General features: G+C 41.4%; 19 protein-coding genes. 9 read left to right on the top strand and 10 right to left on the bottom strand.

Translation table 11 applies throughout. From position 1 onward, the window contains the following. Positions 1–67 precede the first annotated feature (67 nt). Together NE535_RS04630 and rpsU are read right to left on the bottom strand one after the other, a co-directional pair. Positions 68–511: a GatB/YqeY domain-containing protein gene (locus NE535_RS04630; RefSeq protein WP_188841385.1), complete on the bottom strand. Its 444-nt coding sequence runs from the start codon at positions 509–511 to the stop codon at positions 68–70. Between the two features lie 7 nt (positions 512–518). Next, entirely contained in the window at positions 519–734 is a 216-nt protein-coding gene (gene rpsU / locus NE535_RS04635) for a 30S ribosomal protein S21 (RefSeq protein ID WP_006080725.1), read from the bottom strand. Positions 735–1,036: 302 nt separating this feature from the next. Between rpsU and tsaD the strand changes: the two genes are divergently transcribed. Continuing rightward, positions 1,037–2,050 (top strand): tRNA (adenosine(37)-N6)-threonylcarbamoyltransferase complex transferase subunit TsaD, encoded by a 1,014-nt coding sequence (tsaD, locus tag NE535_RS04640; RefSeq protein ID WP_261297617.1) that lies wholly within the window; start codon positions 1,037–1,039, stop codon positions 2,048–2,050. A 66-nt stretch (positions 2,051–2,116) separates the two neighbouring features. Here tsaD and plsY read toward each other — a convergent pair whose 3' ends face one another. Beyond that, positions 2,117–2,728: a glycerol-3-phosphate 1-O-acyltransferase PlsY gene (gene plsY, locus NE535_RS04645; protein WP_261297509.1), complete on the bottom strand. Its 612-nt coding sequence runs from the start codon at positions 2,726–2,728 to the stop codon at positions 2,117–2,119. Between the two features lie 243 nt (positions 2,729–2,971). Here plsY and folB point away from each other — a divergent pair, with 243 nt between their 5' ends. The 4 genes from folB to NE535_RS04665 all read left to right on the top strand — a co-directional run bounded on the left by folB (position 2,972) and on the right by NE535_RS04665 (position 5,657). After that, complete coding sequence (gene folB, locus NE535_RS04650; protein WP_261297510.1) at positions 2,972–3,325, top strand: dihydroneopterin aldolase; 354 nt, start codon at positions 2,972–2,974, stop codon at positions 3,323–3,325. Between the two features lie 49 nt (positions 3,326–3,374). Then, positions 3,375–3,887 (top strand): 2-amino-4-hydroxy-6-hydroxymethyldihydropteridine diphosphokinase, encoded by a 513-nt coding sequence (gene folK / locus NE535_RS04655; RefSeq protein WP_261297511.1) that lies wholly within the window; start codon positions 3,375–3,377, stop codon positions 3,885–3,887. A gap of 44 nt (positions 3,888–3,931) precedes the next feature. After that, a complete protein-coding gene (locus tag NE535_RS04660) occupies positions 3,932–4,732 on the top strand; it encodes an undecaprenyl-diphosphate phosphatase (protein ID WP_261297512.1) in 801 nt (266 codons plus the stop codon). An 85-nt stretch (positions 4,733–4,817) separates the two neighbouring features. After that, positions 4,818–5,657: a putative RNA methyltransferase gene (locus tag NE535_RS04665; protein ID WP_261297513.1), complete on the top strand. Its 840-nt coding sequence runs from the start codon at positions 4,818–4,820 to the stop codon at positions 5,655–5,657. A 271-nt stretch (positions 5,658–5,928) separates the two neighbouring features. Here the strand turns inward: NE535_RS04665 and NE535_RS04670 are convergent, their stop codons facing one another. Together NE535_RS04670 and NE535_RS04675 are read right to left on the bottom strand one after the other, a co-directional pair. Continuing rightward, positions 5,929–6,195, bottom strand: a complete 267-nt coding sequence (locus NE535_RS04670; protein WP_124017059.1) for an Lpp/OprI family alanine-zipper lipoprotein — start codon at positions 6,193–6,195, stop codon at positions 5,929–5,931. A gap of 261 nt (positions 6,196–6,456) precedes the next feature. Beyond that, on the bottom strand, positions 6,457–7,689 hold the full coding sequence (locus NE535_RS04675) for a multifunctional CCA addition/repair protein (RefSeq protein WP_261297514.1): 1,233 nt from the start codon (positions 7,687–7,689) through the stop codon (positions 6,457–6,459). 128 nt (positions 7,690–7,817) lie between these two features. On the opposite strand from NE535_RS04675, the gene NE535_RS04680 reads away from it, so the two are divergent. After that, a complete protein-coding gene (locus tag NE535_RS04680) occupies positions 7,818–9,461 on the top strand; it encodes an ExeA family protein (RefSeq protein ID WP_261297515.1) in 1,644 nt (547 codons plus the stop codon). Then, a complete protein-coding gene (locus NE535_RS04685) occupies positions 9,461–10,504 on the top strand; it encodes a general secretion pathway protein GspB (RefSeq protein WP_261297516.1) in 1,044 nt (347 codons plus the stop codon). Before NE535_RS04680 ends, NE535_RS04685 begins: the two co-directional genes overlap by 1 nt. Before the next feature lie 76 nt (positions 10,505–10,580). Here NE535_RS04685 and nhaD read toward each other — a convergent pair whose 3' ends face one another. The 5 genes from nhaD to NE535_RS04710 form a co-directional block, all read right to left on the bottom strand. Further along, positions 10,581–11,828 carry a sodium:proton antiporter NhaD gene (gene nhaD, locus NE535_RS04690; RefSeq protein ID WP_261297517.1) on the bottom strand — a complete coding sequence of 416 codons (1,248 nt, stop codon included), beginning with the start codon at positions 11,826–11,828 and terminating at the stop codon, positions 10,581–10,583. A gap of 510 nt (positions 11,829–12,338) precedes the next feature. Then, a complete protein-coding gene (gene hemL / locus NE535_RS04695) occupies positions 12,339–13,625 on the bottom strand; it encodes a glutamate-1-semialdehyde 2,1-aminomutase (protein ID WP_261297518.1) in 1,287 nt (428 codons plus the stop codon). 27 nt (positions 13,626–13,652) lie between these two features. Further along, the gene (locus NE535_RS04700) at positions 13,653–14,672 is read right to left on the bottom strand and encodes an aspartate carbamoyltransferase (RefSeq protein ID WP_261297519.1); all 1,020 of its coding nucleotides are present in this window, start codon (positions 14,670–14,672) and stop codon (positions 13,653–13,655) included. Positions 14,673–14,793: 121 nt separating this feature from the next. After that, positions 14,794–15,867, bottom strand: a complete 1,074-nt coding sequence (locus NE535_RS04705; protein ID WP_261297520.1) for a glucosaminidase domain-containing protein — start codon at positions 15,865–15,867, stop codon at positions 14,794–14,796. Between the two features lie 10 nt (positions 15,868–15,877). After that, entirely contained in the window at positions 15,878–17,602 is a 1,725-nt protein-coding gene (locus NE535_RS04710) for a chloride channel protein (RefSeq protein WP_261297521.1), read from the bottom strand. 63 nt (positions 17,603–17,665) lie between these two features. Here NE535_RS04710 and NE535_RS04715 point away from each other — a divergent pair, with 63 nt between their 5' ends. Further along, positions 17,666–18,490: a DUF6776 family protein gene (locus NE535_RS04715; RefSeq protein WP_261297522.1), complete on the top strand. Its 825-nt coding sequence runs from the start codon at positions 17,666–17,668 to the stop codon at positions 18,488–18,490. Then, positions 18,483–18,833 (top strand): iron-sulfur cluster insertion protein ErpA, encoded by a 351-nt coding sequence (erpA, locus tag NE535_RS04720; RefSeq protein ID WP_055024237.1) that lies wholly within the window; start codon positions 18,483–18,485, stop codon positions 18,831–18,833. Before NE535_RS04715 ends, erpA begins: the two co-directional genes overlap by 8 nt. The last annotated feature ends 45 nt before the right edge of the window (positions 18,834–18,878 follow it).

Raw genomic sequence — 18,878 nt, forward strand, 5'->3', positions numbered from 1 at the left:
CACTTTATCAACTAATTAAAACAAACAAGCCGTGCAGGTGCACGGCTTATTCAACATTAACGCCTGATTATTTCAATTTTGCGCGGATTAAAGCACCTATGGCACTCATGTCTGCACGGCCTTGAACTTCAGATTTTAATGCTCCCATAACTTTGCCCATATCCGCCATGGATGCAGCACCGACTTTAACAATAGTTGCATCGATAATCGCTGCGACTTCTGCTTCAGTTAATGGTGTTGGCAAGAAGGTTTCAATGACTTGAATTTCTTCTGCTTCAGCTGCTGCAAGCTCTGGGCGATTCGCTGCTTCATATTGAGCAATTGAATCACGACGTTGCTTGACCATCTTGGTTAAGATAGCTATTACCTGTTCGTCATTCAAAGTCTCGCGGGTATCCACTTCAACTTGTTTAACGGCGGCAAGTGCCATACGAATAGTGCCTAAGCGTACCTTTTCTTTGGCACGCATAGCGTCTTTCATTTGGTCTTTTAGCTTATCGACTAGGCTCATAATGAGATTAGTATAAACGTACGCGACGTGCGTTTTCGCGAGAAAGCTTCTTAGCTAGACGTTTAACTGCAGCTGCTTTTGCGCGCTTACGTGCAGTAGTTGGCTTCTCGTAGAATTCACGAGCACGTACATCAGCTAAGATACCAGCTTTTTCACAAGAGCGCTTGAAACGACGAAGAGCTACGTCGAATGGTTCGTTTTCACGTACTTTAATAATTGGCATACGCCATCACCCCTTAGGTGTAGTTGAGTTGGTTATGTTAAGTGTTTTAAGTTCGAAACTTAAACCCTTAAATAGCCAAAAGGCTAATTAAAATGGTGCGGAATTTTACACCGAGCTAAGGGTCTTTGTAAACCCTTTGTTCAGATTGTCTGCTTAAGGCCAGTTAAAAAACAATAAATAGCTGATTTTAAACTTATATAAGCGATCAAAAACGATCGTTACATTTGTCTGTTGATTTTATCTGGAGAAAACTTGCACCAAAGGCTAGAATTAGCCGCTTAATTTTACAGGAACAAGACATTATGCGCATTATTGGTATTGAAACATCATGTGATGAAACTGGCATCGCCGTTTATGATGATCAGCAAGGCCTGCTTTCACATGTATTATATAGCCAAGTAAAGTTGCACGCTGACTATGGTGGCGTGGTGCCAGAGTTGGCCTCCCGTGATCATGTACGTAAAATTATTCCGTTAATTAAACAAGCACTGACTAAAGCAAACTCTTCTATTGATGATATTGATGGCGTGGCATTTACCAAGGGTCCTGGCTTAATTGGTGCATTATTAGTGGGGGCCTGTGTTGGCCGTTCATTGGCGTATGCCTGGGGGAAACCTGCGGTAGGCGTGCATCACATGGAAGGACACTTATTAGCCCCGATGCTTGAAGATGATGCGCCTGAGTTTCCGTTTGTTGCCTTGTTGGTATCTGGTGGTCACTCAATGTTGGTGCAAGTGGATGGAATTGGTCAATACCTTGTATTGGGCGAGTCTGTTGACGATGCCGCGGGTGAGGCTTTTGATAAAACCGCGAAATTGATGGGATTAGATTATCCAGGCGGTCCGCGCTTAGCTAAATTGGCTGCGCAAGGTTTAGAAGTGGGGTACAAATTTCCGCGTCCAATGACGGATAGACCGGGCCTTGATTTTAGCTTTTCAGGTTTAAAAACCTTTGCAGCTAACACTATTGCCGCGGAGCCGGATGATCAGCAAACCCGTGCCAATATCGCTAGGGCATTTGAAGAGGCTGTGGTTGATACACTCGCCATCAAGTGTAAACGTGCCCTAAAGCAAACTGGGTATAAGCGTTTGGTTATTGCCGGTGGCGTGAGCGCGAATACGCGTTTGCGTGAGTCTTTGGCCAAAATGATGCAAGACATGGGTGGGAAAGTGTATTACCCAAGGGGTGAGTTTTGTACTGATAATGGCGCCATGATTGCGTATGCGGGAATGCAGCGACTGAAAGCAGGACAAGTAGAAGACTTAGCCGTTAAAGGTGTTCCTCGTTGGCCTTTAGATTCATTACCTGCGGTTTAAAACGTTAGCGCCTGATATGCAAGATTAGATAAGATGAGTCATTAAAGCTTAACGTGTTAAATACCGTTAAGCTTTTTTATTACTTCTTTTTCGGCTCACTTTTGTTTCTTCGCCAATCCGCAGCCTTTCAATATTATCTTTATGCCTAATTAAAATCAGTGTCGATAACATGGCTACTGGCAGCACGAAGCGCTCATCCAACCACCATGTGTACATGGGGGCAAGTACTGCTGTTGCCATGGCTGAAACGGAGGAGTAGCGGGTAATAAAGACTAATACAACCCAAGTTGCCACTAAGCAAAGTGCTAAATCATGACCAATAGGGGCCATAGCACCGAAAGCGGTTGCAACGCCTTTACCGCCTTTAAATTGAAAAAATACTGGGTAAATGTGACCTAAACAGGCTGCAACAGCAATAAAACCAAGGGATGCAGCATCTAAACCTAGTAAATAACTAAGGTAAGACGGTATAGCACCTTTTAGCATGTCAAAAAACAACACCAGCAATGCAGAACTGGCACCACCAATCCTTAATACATTTGTTGCACCAGGGTTGCCAGAACCGTTTTCTCTTGGATCTGGTAAACCTCTCATTTTGCAAACTAATATCGCACTTGAGATCGAACCTGCCAAATATGCAACAATTATCATCAAAACGGTTATGACTATGGTGTTCAAATTGGTTTCCTTACTCGTCTTAGGGTATTATCGCGCATGTTTTTTAAATGCGCTGTTGCAAATCATTCTGCAAGAATCAAAAACAAGTTCCGTGGCATGAATTAAATTCGTTACCTTTGTTTTGGTATTGGCTTATCCTACTGCTTTACGCTTGCAGGCAAAAGGCCAGACGGTGAGAATATCACTGTTTATCTGCAATTAATTTTGAACAGTCTAACAATATAGGTTTTTCTGGAGGTTCACATGGATAAAGTGCTTATCAGGCAGTTGAAAATTGAAACTGTGATTGGAATTTATGAGTGGGAAAAGAAAATCCATCAAACCTTGTTAATTGATTTAGACATGGCTTGGGATAATCGATTCGCCGCTGCTAGTGATGATTATGCCCATGCATTATGCTACGAAACCGTCTCGAACCGTTTAACGGCCTTGATTACCGAAAAACCATTGGAATTGATAGAAACTGTCGCTGAAATGGTTGCCCAGTGTTTGCTGAATGAATTCAATGTGCCATGGGTGAAAGTAGTGGTAATGAAACCTGGTGCCGTGCCTCATGCCGCATCAGTTGGGGTTGAAATTGAACGTGGCAATGTTTAAAACGACTTTTGATACGCTATCTTATTAATAACCCGGGTTAACACATTTAATGGCAAAAATTTATATCAGTTTAGGCACGAATATTGAACCTGAACTACACCTCCAAGCTGGATTGTTGGATTTGCAGCAACATTTTGGACATTTGTCTTTGTCTCGGGTATTTGAGAGTGAATCGGTTGGCTTTAAAGGCACTAACTTTTTGAATATGGTTGCCTGTGCAGATACCGACATGTCGATTGAAGACGTTGTAGCAACGTTTAAGATGATCGAACAAGCCAATGGCCGAATTAGAGGCGAGAAAAAATTTAGCCCCCGTAGCTTAGACATTGATTTATTACTTTATAATGACGAAATAACCCGCCAGCCTGTTGAACTTCCTCGTGGTGAAATTCTATTTAATGCTTTTGTACTTTGGCCATTGGCAGAGTTAGCCCCTGATGTATTGCATCCCGTTGTTGGATTGTCATATCAAACACTTTGGCAGCAATACGACAAGCAACAGCAACATTTATGGCCAGTGCCTTTTACTTTCTCACCCCAGTTACGTTGTACCAGTGTTTGATGATTTAAATCTGCATGCATCACGTTATTTAAACAAGGACAAATATGGAATCGCTACAAGTTATATTTTTGGCTCTTATTCAAGGTTTAACTGAGTTTTTACCTATTTCAAGTTCAGGACATTTAATTTTACCTGCGCAATTATTAGGGTGGGAAGACCAGGGCTTATCATTTGATGTGGCGGTAAATACGGGGTCATTATTTGCGGTGATTATTTATTTTCGCACAGAGATAGTGACCTTAACTCAGGCTTGGATTAAAAGTTTTGCTACTGGTACTCAAACGCAGGAAAGTAAATTGTCATGGTGGATTTTATTGGCCACCATTCCTGCAGTTATCGTTGGTTTTATGGCCAAAGATTTTATTGAAACCCATTTACGTAATACTTTAGTTATCGCAATTACAACTATCTTTTTTGGATTATTGTTGTGGGTTGCAGACCGAATGTCAAAAGCCCAGCTGAATGAGTTTCAGATGGGCTGGAAAAAAGCTCTACTAATTGGTGTAGCACAAGCTATGGCATTAATTCCTGGTACTTCTCGTTCAGGTGCGACAATGACCGCTGCATTAATGTTGGGACTTACCCGAGAGGCCGCAGCGCGTTTTTCGTTTTTAATGTCTATTCCAGTAAGTTGTGGCGCTGCGTTATTAGTGACTAAAGACTTGATAGAAAGCCCGTTACCGATTGACTATCAAGCATTAGGTTTAGGTTTGGTGGTATCATTTGTGGCTGCTTATATCTGTATTCATTACTTCTTGAAGTTTATTAGTCAAATAGGCATGACCCCATTTGTCATTTACCGACTAATATTAGGTAGCATCTTGCTCGGTTTATTGTATTTATAATATTCCGAGTCAGTATCAAATGAATTAAACGGGTATTTTTACCCGTTTTTTATTTTTAGTTTTTTTTCTTATTAAAAGTTTATTTATGATGATTTCTCCATTAATTTGCCCGACCTGTGCCCAGCCATTGCATCAACACGATGCTTCAAAAGGTTTATACTGCGATGCAAAGCATCATTTTGACCGTTTAGCACAAGGCTATTACCCTTTGGTGAAAGTAAAAGCAAAAACACCGCAATCATCGGTAAGTCGACAACAAATGCGCGCACGACAGTTTTTACTGCAAAGCGGTGTTTTTCAGCCTCTGGTTGATACGTTAAAGCAATTAATGCTGTCGCTGACAACTGATAAAAAACAGGTTAACTGGTTAGATTATCAATGTGGTGATGGCTATTATTTAGCACAAATTCATGCTTTTTTGGTCTCACAGCAACAAGCTGATAATGTGTCTACTTGGGGGGTATCAGATGCCGAAAATGCCTTATTTGCGGCATCAAAATTACAGTCACCCGCATGTTTGATTTTTAGTGCACTGAAGGCGTTACCTTTTGCCGATAACAGCATTGATATTGTGACTTTGTTCGATGCGCCAATAAAAGGTCAGGAATGTATTCGAATATTAAAAGATGATGGTCGGATAGTATTAGTGCAGCCAAGTCATCAGCATTTGTGGCAAATCAAACAACAGGTTTACCCCGATTTGGTGGAGAAACCATTTCAAATCAATATTCCTAAGCGTTTAAGTATTGACACCCAAGAGTGCGTGTCATTTGATATCAATGTCAGTGGCGATCAGGCGTTAGGATTGCTAGACAGTTCTTTGTTTGCGTGGCGCGCTAATGATGAGCTTCGTCATCAAATTAAAGCTAAGTCAATTGATGGATTGAAATGTGAGTTTGATGTATTGGTACTAAAGCAGATTTAGAGTGTGCTTAAAGGCAGGATCTGAGCGGGTTATTGATTGCTTATGCTGTTGCAACGAATATCAAATTTAACGATAAAATAGGATGGTATTGGGGTAATACAACAACAAGGGCTGGATAAGGAAACTTATACAGTTTTTTTTGAGCATTAAAAATATCTAACAAACACAAATAATTAAGGCTTGAAGTTGATTCAAACTGCATAGCAGCTAATCCACATTCAAGCCCTAATAATCAACCTATGAAAATAAGCTAATTCTTTATAGCTATGTCTTACTTCTTGTAAGAAGAAGCCATGTTGTCTAAACGGTCGTTAGCACGTTTAGCTTCAGCTTGTGCGTCCATAGAAGCAGCTTTAGCGCCTTTAACATCAGCAGATAATTTGCTTTGCTCAGACTTTAAAGAACCAACTTCTGCAGATAGTTGATCAACTTTGTTACCTAAGTTAGCAACGCTTTCTTCTAGAGCAGTAGTGTTAGCACAGCCACCTAGTAAAGCAGTCATAGCAACACCAGCAATCATCAGTACTTTTTTGTTCATGGGTAAATCCCTTAAATATAGGTTGTAGTTTTAGCGCAAAAGCCTATGCCTTTGCAGCGGCGTAATTATGTCACACATTTTGTTATTTGCTATAGGTAAACAACAAAATGTTTATCTAAAGTAGTTAAATAAATGAAAATTGCAAGCATTTCAATGCGTATTGGGGGGATTCGTGCCCAATTTTAGCTGAAAGAGTGATTTATCCTAAAATAGTTGATAAAAAAGCAGCTTTCCCCCCCCATAGCTGTTTACGCTATAAGTTCATTTATTTTTGATTTGTTGTTTTAAAGCTTGCACGGCTTCGATTCTTTTTTGGTGCAATTGCTGTTTAATTTCTGCGCCTTGAAATCCACCCAATATGATTTGCTTAACATCGACGTCACTTGCTGCGCTGAAGCAGGATTCAAGATACGTTTGTTGCGGATATTCAGCGTATTCAAACCCGGTGCGACCACGCATATCGGCATGGCAACAAATTAACATTTGCTTCAATCGCTGTGGTTTACGCCAAAAATCTGCTTTATCGAATATTTTGATAATGGTTTCAGCTTTTAGTTCAAAAGCATTATGAATATTTTGATGTTGGTCGCTGACTAAAATCGCTAAATCACGATATTCATTTGGCACACGTAACCGTTGGCATAAACGTTTTATCAACGGTACACCTTTTTGACCGTGCCCATGATGCTTAGGTAAGGTTTCTTTGGGGCTAAGGGCTTTGCCTAAATCATGGGTTAAACTTGCAAATCTAATCGCTTTATCTGTCGATAATATACTTGCTTGTGCCAGTACTAATAAGGTGTGTATCCCAGAGTCAATTTCAGGGTGCCATTTCTCGGGTTGAGGAATGCCAAATAGCACGTCAACTTCAGGTAATATCACTTTCAATGCGCCGCAGTTACGTAGCGCTTGAAAAAACACTTCAGGGTTATTACCGCTTAATACTTTGTCTAGTTCTTGCCATACTCGTTCGGGAGTAAGATGTGCCAGTTCACCCGACTGTGCTATTTGCTGCATAAGCGATTGAGTTTCAGGGGCAATAGTAAAGCCTATATGATGAAAGCGCGCCGCAAAGCGAGCTACGCGTAATACCCTTAGCGGATCTTCAATAAACGCGTCTGATACATGTCTAAGAATTTTTTGTTCAATATCCTGTCGACCACCATAAGGGTCAACCAAGTTACCTGATTCATCTTCAGCAATTGCATTAACCGTTAAGTCTCGGCGTAATAGGTCTTGCTCTAAGCTGACATCTTTGGCGGCATAGCAGTCGAAACCCTGATATCCCATACCCGTTTTGCGCTCAGTTCTGGCAAGTGCATATTCTTGTTGTGTTTTAGGATGTAAAAACACAGGAAAATCTTTGCCTACCTGCTGATAGCCTTTTGCCTGCATTTCTTCAACATTACTGCCTACCACAACAAAATCTTTGTCTTTTATTGGAAGGCCAAGAAGTTTGTCTCGCACAGCACCACCGACTAAATAGATCTTCATTTGGGGTCACTTTTGGTCAATATAGTGAATAAATCTTACCAGAGTTCGATTTTTGCGGCTAACTTTTGACAAGCAACCTCGCAGGGATTAACTTGAGCCGTCAGTTTTAGTTAAGGATGCTAAGTCGTATGTATAAAGCTTTTTATGGATTAAACGATAATCCATTCTCTATTGCTCCTAATCCACATTACATGTTTTTAAGTGACCGTCACCGTGAAGCTCTGGTGCATTTGACTTATGGTTTAGGTGAAACCGGCGGTTTTGTGTTGCTTACTGGTGAAGTGGGAACCGGTAAGACAACCGTATCGCGTTGTTTATTACAGCAGTTACCTGAAAATACCGATACCGCATTTATTCTCAATCCTTCATTAACTGAGCAAGAGTTACTGGCTACCCTGTGTGATGAACTTGGCATTGTCTATGGCGAAAACCCCAGTATTAAGCAACTTACCGATTTATTGAGCCAATATTTACTCAATAGTCATAAAAATGGCCGTAATACGGTGCTTATTATTGATGAAGCACAGCATTTACGTTCTGAGGTGTTAGAGCAGTTAAGGCTATTAACTAACCTTGAAACCGATACTAAAAAGCTATTACAGGTTATTTTAATTGGCCAGCCAGAATTACAACAACTGCTAAAACGCCAAGACCTGCGCCAACTTGCACAGCGTATTACTGCTCGATATCATCTTTTACCGCTTAATGCTGATGAGTTAGCATTATATGTGCAGCATCGTTTACAAGTCGGTGGACGGCACGAGCCCTTATTTACTGCAAAATCGATTCGCAGGTTGCACCATTACAGTGGTGGGATCCCTCGATTGACAAATCTTTTATGTGAAAGAGCATTGATGGCAGGGTATGGCCAATCTAAGGTGCCGATAGATCATAAAATGGTTGATCAGGCCGCTATGGAGGTGTTGGGTGAATCCCTGCCTAACAATGATAAACGTTGGTATGGCGCAATTGCTGTTGCAACATTATTTACTTTTTCTGCGGCATTTTATGTTTTCAATCAAAGTGGTGAATCTAATTTATCTGCAGAGTTATCCAATAATCAACCCACTCCAACGGCGGCTGCTGTAACACAAGCTGTGGCAAATCCACTGCCTGCAGAGACTTCATTGCAGGTTAATTCGAGTGCGATGAATGCCAACCAAAGGGTGATGCAGAATGCTATGGCACAAAGCCAGAATATTGATGTGGCTTTTGCTGCGTTATTTGGTTTATGGCAATTGCAACCAATTAGCGAGCTAACCCCTTGTCAGGCTGCACAACAACAAGGATTAACCTGTTACCAACAGCAAGGTAATTGGAATAGCATTATGCGCCTTAATTATCCTGCGGTGGTGTATTTACAAGATGCAAAAATCAACCCATTTTATGGGGTGATTGTTGAGCGTCAGTATGAGCAAATATTATTGCAATTAGGTGAACAACAATTTTGGGTGGGTAAGGATTGGTTTGATCGCCACTTCAGTGGCACCTTTGAAATTTTATGGCAGTCGGATCAAGCCATGCCAAGAGAAATTGGCCAAAGTGCGCCTTTAGCGCAGGTGCAGTGGTTAGAGAATAGTTTAGCCATGATTGATCAACGTCCTGCGCGTTTAGTGAGCCAGTTTGATGGTCAATTAGAACAGCATCTCATGTCGTTTCAGCGTTTGCATGGATTAAAAGCCGATGGCATAGCAGGCAGTCAAACTCTGGTGCAAATTAACTTATATCTGAGCCAAACTGGTCCTAGATTGAGTTTGACGGAGCGTCAATAATGTCAATTTTATTGGATGCGGTAAGTAAACAAAAACAACAATCGGCCGGAGTATATGATCCGGTTTTGACGCCACGCCCTGCATCACCTCTGATCCAGCGTAAACGTGGTTTGGCAACCAAAGTAACTTTACTCGCGCTTGCTATGTCTGTCGCTATTACCGGTGCGTGGGGATTAAATACCTTGCTCAATACTGCTCATCAAGACGTGGCTAATCTTGATGTGCCGTCGGCAAAGTCTGTTTCGCCAGAGACCAATATTATGCCAGTGGTATCTAAGCAGGTTTTAGAAGAAGAGACACAAACTACGGCAGATTTCAGTTTAGCTGGCAAAGTGGCATTGCCTCGGCCTAAACCACTGTCATCTTCAGCAATGACTGAGCCGCAACTTCGCCTGCAACAGCCTATTAGCAACCAAAATCACCAGCAAGCTTTGTTACAACAACCAAACGCGGCCACTGTTAACTCATCTGATGCATTGACCATAGAGCAATTACAGCAATTAAGTCAGCAATACGATCAACAACTACAGAATGCGTATCAACAATCAAATGATACTCTTGATGCTGAACCGATTATTTTAGGTGCGAATGCAAATCAGCGCGGCTTGCAAGAGTTAGAAGCCTTAAAACTTCAAGTCAATATGGCTGCAAATGAAGTTGATTTTCGGTCGGTTCGCCAGGAGCGTGTCAATCAAGATAACAATCTTGCCGATGCATTTGCTGCGGCTTTAAAAGATGTCGAGTACGAGCAGTCAGCTAATCGCGATGTGACAGAGGCTAAATTAGATCCTATTCCAAAATCTAAGCCACAGGGGATCCCCAAATACGGTGATTTACCGGCCAGCCTTCAGCTGCGTATTCCCGAGTTTAATATTGTTGCGCATGTGTATTCAACAGAGCCCAGTAATCGCTGGTTAAATGTTGATGGCCAAGAGTTACAACAGGGCGATATGATCCAAGATAAATTAACCATTATTGAAATTCGTCCTCGGGATATCATTTTAGATATTGATGGTCAAGAGTTTAAAGTGCCTGCAATTTAATCATTTAATCTTGTATATGATGAACGAGTAATAAAAAAGGCGCCTAAGCGCCTTTTTTGTGTGTGGTAAATAAAGATTAACCGTGTAAGTGATTCGCTAAAAATAATGTTAATGAATAGCCTAAGCAATAACATAGTAAGAGTGCTGGCACATATTTTAAGTAACTGACGAAGGTTAACTCGGGCACTTTACTCATAGCGATGATACCCGACGCGGAACCAATGACGAGTAATGATCCGCCCACCCCCACAGAGTATGTTAAGCCTAACCATTGTGCTGTTGTTAGCACTGGATCCGCTTTTAATAACGCCGCAGTTAATGGTACGTTATCCAGTACCGCAGAACCCACACCTGTGAAAAAGTTAGAAATACTGGGGTCGTACATAGAGTAGACTTCAGTTAATAAATGCAGTGTACCTATTTCTTTTAGCATACCGACAAGTAATAAAATACCTAAGAAGAACAATAAGGTATCGTACTCAACCTGACGGATATATTCTAAAATTTGTACTTCTTCATCTTTACTTTTATTGCTACGTCCCACTAAAAACATCACCGATAAACCGGCTAAAAATGTCAGTACAGGGGGAATTGCGAATAGCACGTTAAGTAGCATAGTCAAAATGATAGTGATCAGGAAAATTACCCCAATAACGATATCGACAGTGTTGTAAGACTGCGCCATAGGCGTGGTGCTGACAGACCCTTCAGCTTTTAAAGAAAACAACACAGCTAATAACAATACGCTAATAGACGCAGGTATAAACAATACTAACAATTCAGAGATATGCACCTTGCCTGCAAGGAAAATCATCAAGGTGGTAACATCGCCGGTGATCAGTGCAACACCACCAGAGTTGACGGCAAAAATAATCAAAACCGCCATGCGTCGACGCATTTGGCTATCTAAATTAAACGTTGTCAGTAACCCTAGTGATACTAAGGTAGCCGTTACGTTGTCACAAAATGTCGATAATACTAAGGAAAACATCCCCACTTGCAGCATCAGCATTCTGACTGAAACCTGTTGTGGGAAGATTTTTTGCACCATGACCTGGATCATGCCCTTCGCGTTAAGGTAGGCCACAAAGGTCATTGTCGACATTAAAAATAGCCATAATGTGGCAATTTCTAATAAGTTCTCGTTCAATTCCTCTGAAATCAAGGCTGATTTCTCAGGCGTTTGAGCGGCAATAAATAAGGTAATCCAAGACACACAGCCTAAAAATAAGGTGGTCTTAGCTTTGTTTATGTGGGTAACTTCTTCAAAAATGATACTAAGTAGTGCGAGTACAGCAAGAGTGAGCAGAAAGGTTTCTAGCATAACGGCAATTCCAACGGCTTGTTAATGACATAGCTGCTATGTCATGAATTTAAGCTAGCTTAATTAAGTTTCAATTAAGCTTTCTTCAGGCGGTGCGGATCACATCACACTATGGCTATTTCTGCAACAGGCTTCTCATTGTTTTAGGCAAATAAATGCAACTCAGAACAATAATCGTTATCAAGCGAAATATTCAACATATGTTATTGAATAATTATCAATTTTGGCAGTGAATTTTTATCATTATCCAATTCCACTTAACTTGGAACGTTCGATGGATTTTAATAGACTCAAATTGAGGTTATTGGCTTCATTGTCAGGAAAAAAAACAGATCAACATATCAATAACGGCTTCAATGGACATAAATCTGATGCAGTCACAAAGATAAAAGCGGTTTGATATTCGGATGTTGGTAAGCGTGGCTGTAAGCGTTAATGGCAGGAATCAAACCAATAAAAAGACCAATCTGAATCGATTGGCCTTAGCATTGTACCAGACTAAAACAGGTGTTATTTCATTGCTGCAAAAATACGGTCAACAGCGGCTAAAGTATAACTAATCTCTTCTTCACCATGCGCCATAGATAAGAATCCAGCTTCATAGGCTGAAGGCGCTAGGTAAATGCCCTCATCTAGCATTGCATGGTAGAAATGACGGAAGTGTTCCATATTACATTTGGTCACCTGGCTGAATGAGGTCATTGGTGCTTTATCTTCTGTGAAGAAGAAACCAAACATACCGCCAACATAAGTGATGCTTAATGGAATGCCGTGTTTATCTGCAGCAGCTTTAAAGCCTTCTGCAATACGCTTGGTTTTAGCGGCAAGTGCTTCATATAAACCAGGTTCGTTTAAGGCTTCCATTTGCGCTAAACCTGCGGTCATTGCAATAGGGTTACCCGATAATGTACCTGCTTGATAAACAGGGCCTGTCGGTGCGATAAACTGCATAACATCTTTACGGCCACCAAATGCGCCTACTGGCATACCGCCGCCAATCACTTTACCTAAAGTGGTTAAGTCAGGTTTAACGCCATAATGCCCCTGTGCACCGCTCATAGATACGCGGAAACCTGTCATGACTTCATCAATAATCAGTAATGCACCAAATTCATCACAAATTGTCCGCAGACCTTGTAAGAAGCCTTCAACAGGAGGAATACAGTTCATGTTGCCAGCAACTGGCTCAAGAATGATGCAAGAAATTTCTGTTGGGTGTTGTTCAAACAATGCACGTACCGACGCTAAATCATTGTAGGTTGCAGTGAGTGTGTGCTTGGCAAAGTCTTCAGGAATACCCGGTGAGCTAGGTTGGCCTAAAGTTAATGCACCTGAACCTGCTTTTACCAGTAAGCAGTCTGCATGACCATGATAACAGCCTTCAAATTTCAAGATTTTGTCACGGTTAGTGAACCCACGCGCTAAACGAATAGCGCTCATGGTGGCTTCAGTGCCTGAGCTCACCATACGTACTTGTTCCATTGATGGCACCATAGAAATCACTTTTTCAGCCATTTTGACTTCAAGTTCTGTGGGGGCACCAAAAGATAAACCATTTTCAACCGCTGCTAATACCGCTTCACGGATTTTAGGATGGTTATGCCCTAAAATCATCGGTCCCCATGATCCGACATAATCGATATATTTTTTACCATCAGCATCATAGATGTAAGCACCATCAGCTTTTTCGATAAATAATGGTGAGCCACCTACGCCGTTAAATGCGCGCACAGGTGAGTTTACGCCGCCAGGAATGGTTTTTTTAGCCTGTTCAAATAGTGTTTCGGAACGGGTCATGTGTAATCCTTAATTTATTGCCGCTGATTAACGATCAGCTTTACGTGAATACCAGTTAACAGGACATTCATATTTTTCGAGTTGGTTCTCAACACCTAACGTTAATGCAAACAGTGCCATACGAATTAATAATCCGTTATCCGCTTGACGGAAAATAGCCAAACTTGGGTGGCTGTTTAGGTCGTTATCAAGCTCGTTTGCCTGTTCACGTGAATCACGTGGTAAAGGGTGCATGATCACAGTGTTCGATTTACAGTGTTGAGTATAAATATTATGATTTAATCGGAATTTACCCCGATATTTATTCGCCTCTTCCTGTGAAGGAAAACGCTCTTCTTGAATACGGGTTAAATAAAGAATATCAGCTTGATGCAGATTTCCTTCTAGTTGTTCGGTTATTTTGATCTTATGGCCAGCATTTTCAATGTCGGCGATCACATAGTCAGGCATTGCCAGTTCAGTAGGTGAAATTAATGTGAACTGGATATCTTTATACATGCATAACAAGCGTGATAGCGAATGCACAGTACGGCCATATTTCAAATCACCCACCATTGCGATGTGCATACCATTAATGCCCATACCTGCGTGGCTGAGTTCTTTTTGAATGGTAAATAAATCAAGCAAGGCTTGAGTTGGGTGCTCATTAGGACCATCGCCGCCGTTAATCACTGGCACACGACTGCCTTCAGCAAACTCTTTTACCGAGTATGCATCAGGGTGGCGCATAGCGATAACATCTGAGTAGGTCGACAGCACGCGTGCTGTGTCATACAAAGATTCCCCTTTTGACAGCGAAGACGATGCCATTCCAGTGGTTTCTCGTACATGTCCACCGAGTAGGTTAAATGCACAACCAAAACTAACACGGGTACGGGTGCTGGGTTCAAAAAATAAATTACCAAGAATCGCACCTTCTAATACCTTAGTACGCTTTTCTCGCAGCGCATAAGGGGTCATTTTGTTGGCGACATCAAAAATGGTAGTAATTGAATCCAGATTTAACTGGTTTACGGAAAGGATATGTGAACCTTCGAACTGAGTCATCAGCCTGATTTCCAATATTTGGGGGGTAAATCTTGCTTGAAATTCAGCGCGAGATTTACCCAAGTTGTGTAGGGTGGCTGAGGCGAAATTGTAGCAGACAATCTTGCACAGTTAAACTAGATTACTGTGAACCTGTTATCAAATGAATCGGATTAGCATCAGATAGATAAGCTTCATCAACTTGATCTAAACCATTATAGCGGATCATCGCGCGTAAACTGTCTATGTAAGCTTGGCCGCGTTCAGAATACTTATCTAATGTCCCCGCTAATTCCAGTCCACTTATTGGGGCATTGTTTTTCCTCAACTTGGCACGTAAATCACGTAGCTTTTGATAAGCTTGGTTGGTGTTGATATTAATGAGATATCCAATGACCGACGCCAGTGGTGAGTCAAATTTTGCAATACCATAATTACCGAGTTCGGTACGTTGTTGCTTTGGTACCATGCCATTACCACTAAAATCCCATTGGCCAAAAAAAGCATTACCTTCAATCGTAAATCGAGATGTTGCCCAACCGCTTTCTTCGGCAGCTTGTGCTAACACCAAAGAGGGCGGCACAATATCAACGCGATTAAGCAAAGTGGCTCGTTGTTCATCTGAAAGGCTTTCGATGCTTTGTCGTGTTTCTTCATCAATTACTTTGTATTTTAAGGCAAGCTTGATCACTTTTTCATCGCTGTTGGCCTTAGACTCAATATATCTGCGTTCCAGCAACATTTTTTCATTACTGAGTAAAATCAGTGGCGCCATCAAGCGGAAGAAAATCATTTTCTTCTCATCTACAGGAATATTTTTTGCATTTCGCTGCCATTTTTCGGTGACGGTACTGAAGGTCAGTCTTGGTACTTCACGATTGCCTTGCTGCCAGCTTTGGGAATTATAATTAAGTGAATCGAAGAGGTCTTTAATACTGTCTAACGAATAAATCGGCACCTTTGCAGGCTTTTGGGTTGGACGATTATCAGATATTAACGAAAAACTCCTTTGTAATTGGTCTGGTTCATTGTCAGTAAAGGCGTTTAATGGGGCTAGTTTTATGTCTGTTTTAGCATCTGTGGTATTTTTAACATCGGCTAAATTGATATCAAGGGACTCATCATTGTCTGTAGATAGGCTAAATATGCTATAAGTCAATGCTGAACATATGCCAATAACTAGCAGCGCCCAAAATGGTTTTGTGATCATTTTCATTATTTTAGTCCTATAGTTGGCCAGATCGAATTTCTTGTAATAAATTAGCCCAGCTGATCACGCCTATAACATTATTTGGGGTGTTACGATAAATATAGACCTCTCCCGACCGTTTTGCTGCAAGCGCCTCATAAGCTTCATTCAGTGTCGCTGAATCCGGCAACCCGACCATCAAATGCCGTGATAAGGTGGTTTCATCTTCAAATGATTGGATTTCTAATCGGAGCATTTCTATCTGATGGTCTGCATTACGAACTAACACTGGTCGACCTTCTGCACGTTTTAACACTTCAAGTAATAATTCATCATCGTCATTTACCACCACAAAGCGTCTATTCATTAATACTCTGACGCCTTTTTTCTGTAGGCCTTGATTCATCGGCGCGACTTTATATTCCAAGCCCATAATCTCTAGTTGCTTGATAAAAATAGAGCTGGTGTTAAATCCCTGATAAGCAACTAAAAAAGCAGGAATGGTGACAAACATCGCCGGTAAAATAATGGATGCATCGTTGGTTAATTCAAGTAAAGCCACTAACGCCGCAAGTGGGGCACTTAAACACACGCCCATCATGGCTGTCATGCCTATAACGGTATAAAGTCCAACGTAAGGCGCAATAGATGGGAATAGCGCACTGCTGATCAGCGCCAGTATTGCACCGACTAAAGCGCCAATACCGTATAACGGACCAATCAATCCACCAGGCACACCAAAGCCAATAGCGGCGATGGTTGCCAGCATTTTTCCCAGCAATAGCGCAATTAAAAACCACAGGTTGGGTGACTCGCTAATGGCTTCATGGATCGCTAAATCACCAGAACCGAGAGCTTGAGGTAATACCAAACCAATTAAAGTGGTGATTGAACCAGCGATGAGCAACCGGTAGAACAATGGCCAATGTTGGCCTTTAGCGGTGACTTTTAATAATGAGTGATTAAATAACGCTGCCGTGCAACCTAAGCCTAAACCACCCAGCAATAATATAGGATAATGATCGAGCGGAATGCGGATCACGTTTATAAGATCGTATTCATGGACATTACCAAACACTATCTGGCTTGAAACTGCGCCACAAATGGCAGATAACATGATGGGGAAAAAGTAATGAATTTTATATTCTCTAACAATTACTTCAAACACAAACAGTACTGCAGCTAAAGGTGCGTTAAAGGTTGCAGCGATACCAGCAGCAATACCACTGGCACACATGATCCTGACACTGTTATCGGGTAATTTAAACTTCTCAGCCATGACACTGGCGCTCACGGCACCTAAATGAATTGCTGGACCTTCTCGTCCTACCGAAAAATTTGTTACCAGTGCGATAAGGGCTTGAAAAAATTGGCCCGCAGCAGATTGAAGAGGGACTTTTCCGTAATGGATTTTAAAGCGATGTAAAACATAGGCTATGCCCATACGGCGATAACGTCTCGAACCCAATAATGATAATAACCAAATTAACAATGCGCCGATCAGGGGTAAATAAGAACGCCAATCGGTTAGGACATTATTGAAGCTAGTTGCATCACTATGGGTATACTGCTCAGCCCATACCAACATGAGTCGGAATAGAATAATCACGCTGGACGCGATAACCGCAAACAGCAATGCTAGGGCACAGAGTTGAACACTTATTTTCGCTTGTGATAATTTATCGCGAAATTCGTTGTTCAGATATTTGCGTGTGGCCCTTTTGGCGTGAATAATAGCAGCTTTATTAAGTTTGAGTTGCACTGTTACGCTCTTGCTTCCCTGTAGTTACTTTTATATTGTATTTTATTAAGGGCTTGTTACCTAATGCTAAATTATCATCGCATGCTGGACACTCTCAAATCAATCGAACGAAAAAAGCGTTCATCAAGTTCCTATCTTATCGCTTTGGTATTAGTCGCTTTCGTCACTGGGGCCTTATCACATCAAATTTGGTTATCCTTGGCACCAGAGGCCGCGCCAAATAGCGTTAGCGGTAAACGTAAATTATTATCTGAGCTTGACTCACAGGCCAAGGTATTAGCCAGTCGTAATTTAGCGTTAACTATAGAACAAGAAGCCAATAAAAATTTGCAGGAAATGTTCAGTGAGCAATTAGTTCGTCAAAAAGCACTAGAAAAAGAGTTGGCATTTTATCGAAGCGTAATGGTGGCCGATGCTGAAGTTGAAGGGGTGATGATCCACAATGTTGAAATAAATGCTGGAATATTGCCTGAACAACAACAGCTTAGAGTTATCTTAACTCAGCAACAAAAGCGTAAGGCTAATTTAAAAGTGGTTGTTGATGCTGTATTCATTGGGATTATGGATGATAAAGTGACTGAACTAACTTTGAGTAAGTTGTTGGGTAAAAAGAATAGTATCGACTTTAAGTATTTTCATATAATGGATAGCGATTTTATCTTGCCTGATGGATTTGAGTTGCAAAGAGTGAAGGTTAAGGTGCTAGTGAAATCAGCGCGAGGCGTGAAAGGCGGCGAGATTGAACAGGTATTTAATATTGCCGATATTGCTTCATTAACCACCGAAGTCACAGACAATCAAAAAGAACCTCGGGTAATACTTGAACAAAACAGTCAGGTATCGGATAATTCACCGCAGAAAACTGAAGTAAGAGGTAGTAATGACTGAACAAACTGATGCAGCAATGCCGATCCAATTTACCGATGCTGCGGCGACCAAGGTAAAAGGGCTGTTAGAAGAAGAACAGAACCCTGAATTAAAACTGCGAGTTTATGTTACCGGCGGTGGTTGTTCAGGTTTTCAGTATGGCTTTACTTTTGATGAAAAAGTCAATGAAGGTGACTTCACTATTGAAAAGCAAGGCGTACAATTAGTGGTAGATCCAATGAGCCTACAGTACCTTGTTGGTGGTGAAGTGGATTACACCTCTGGCTTAGAAGGTTCTCGCTTCTTTGTTAAAAATCCCAATGCAACAACAACCTGTGGTTGTGGTGCTAGCTTCTCTGTGTAATTAATTTAACTCTGAAGCACAAAAGCCGTCTTATGACGGCTTTTT

The organism is Shewanella holmiensis (assembly GCF_025370255.1).
Classification (GTDB): Bacteria; Pseudomonadota; Gammaproteobacteria; order Enterobacterales; family Shewanellaceae; genus Shewanella; species Shewanella holmiensis.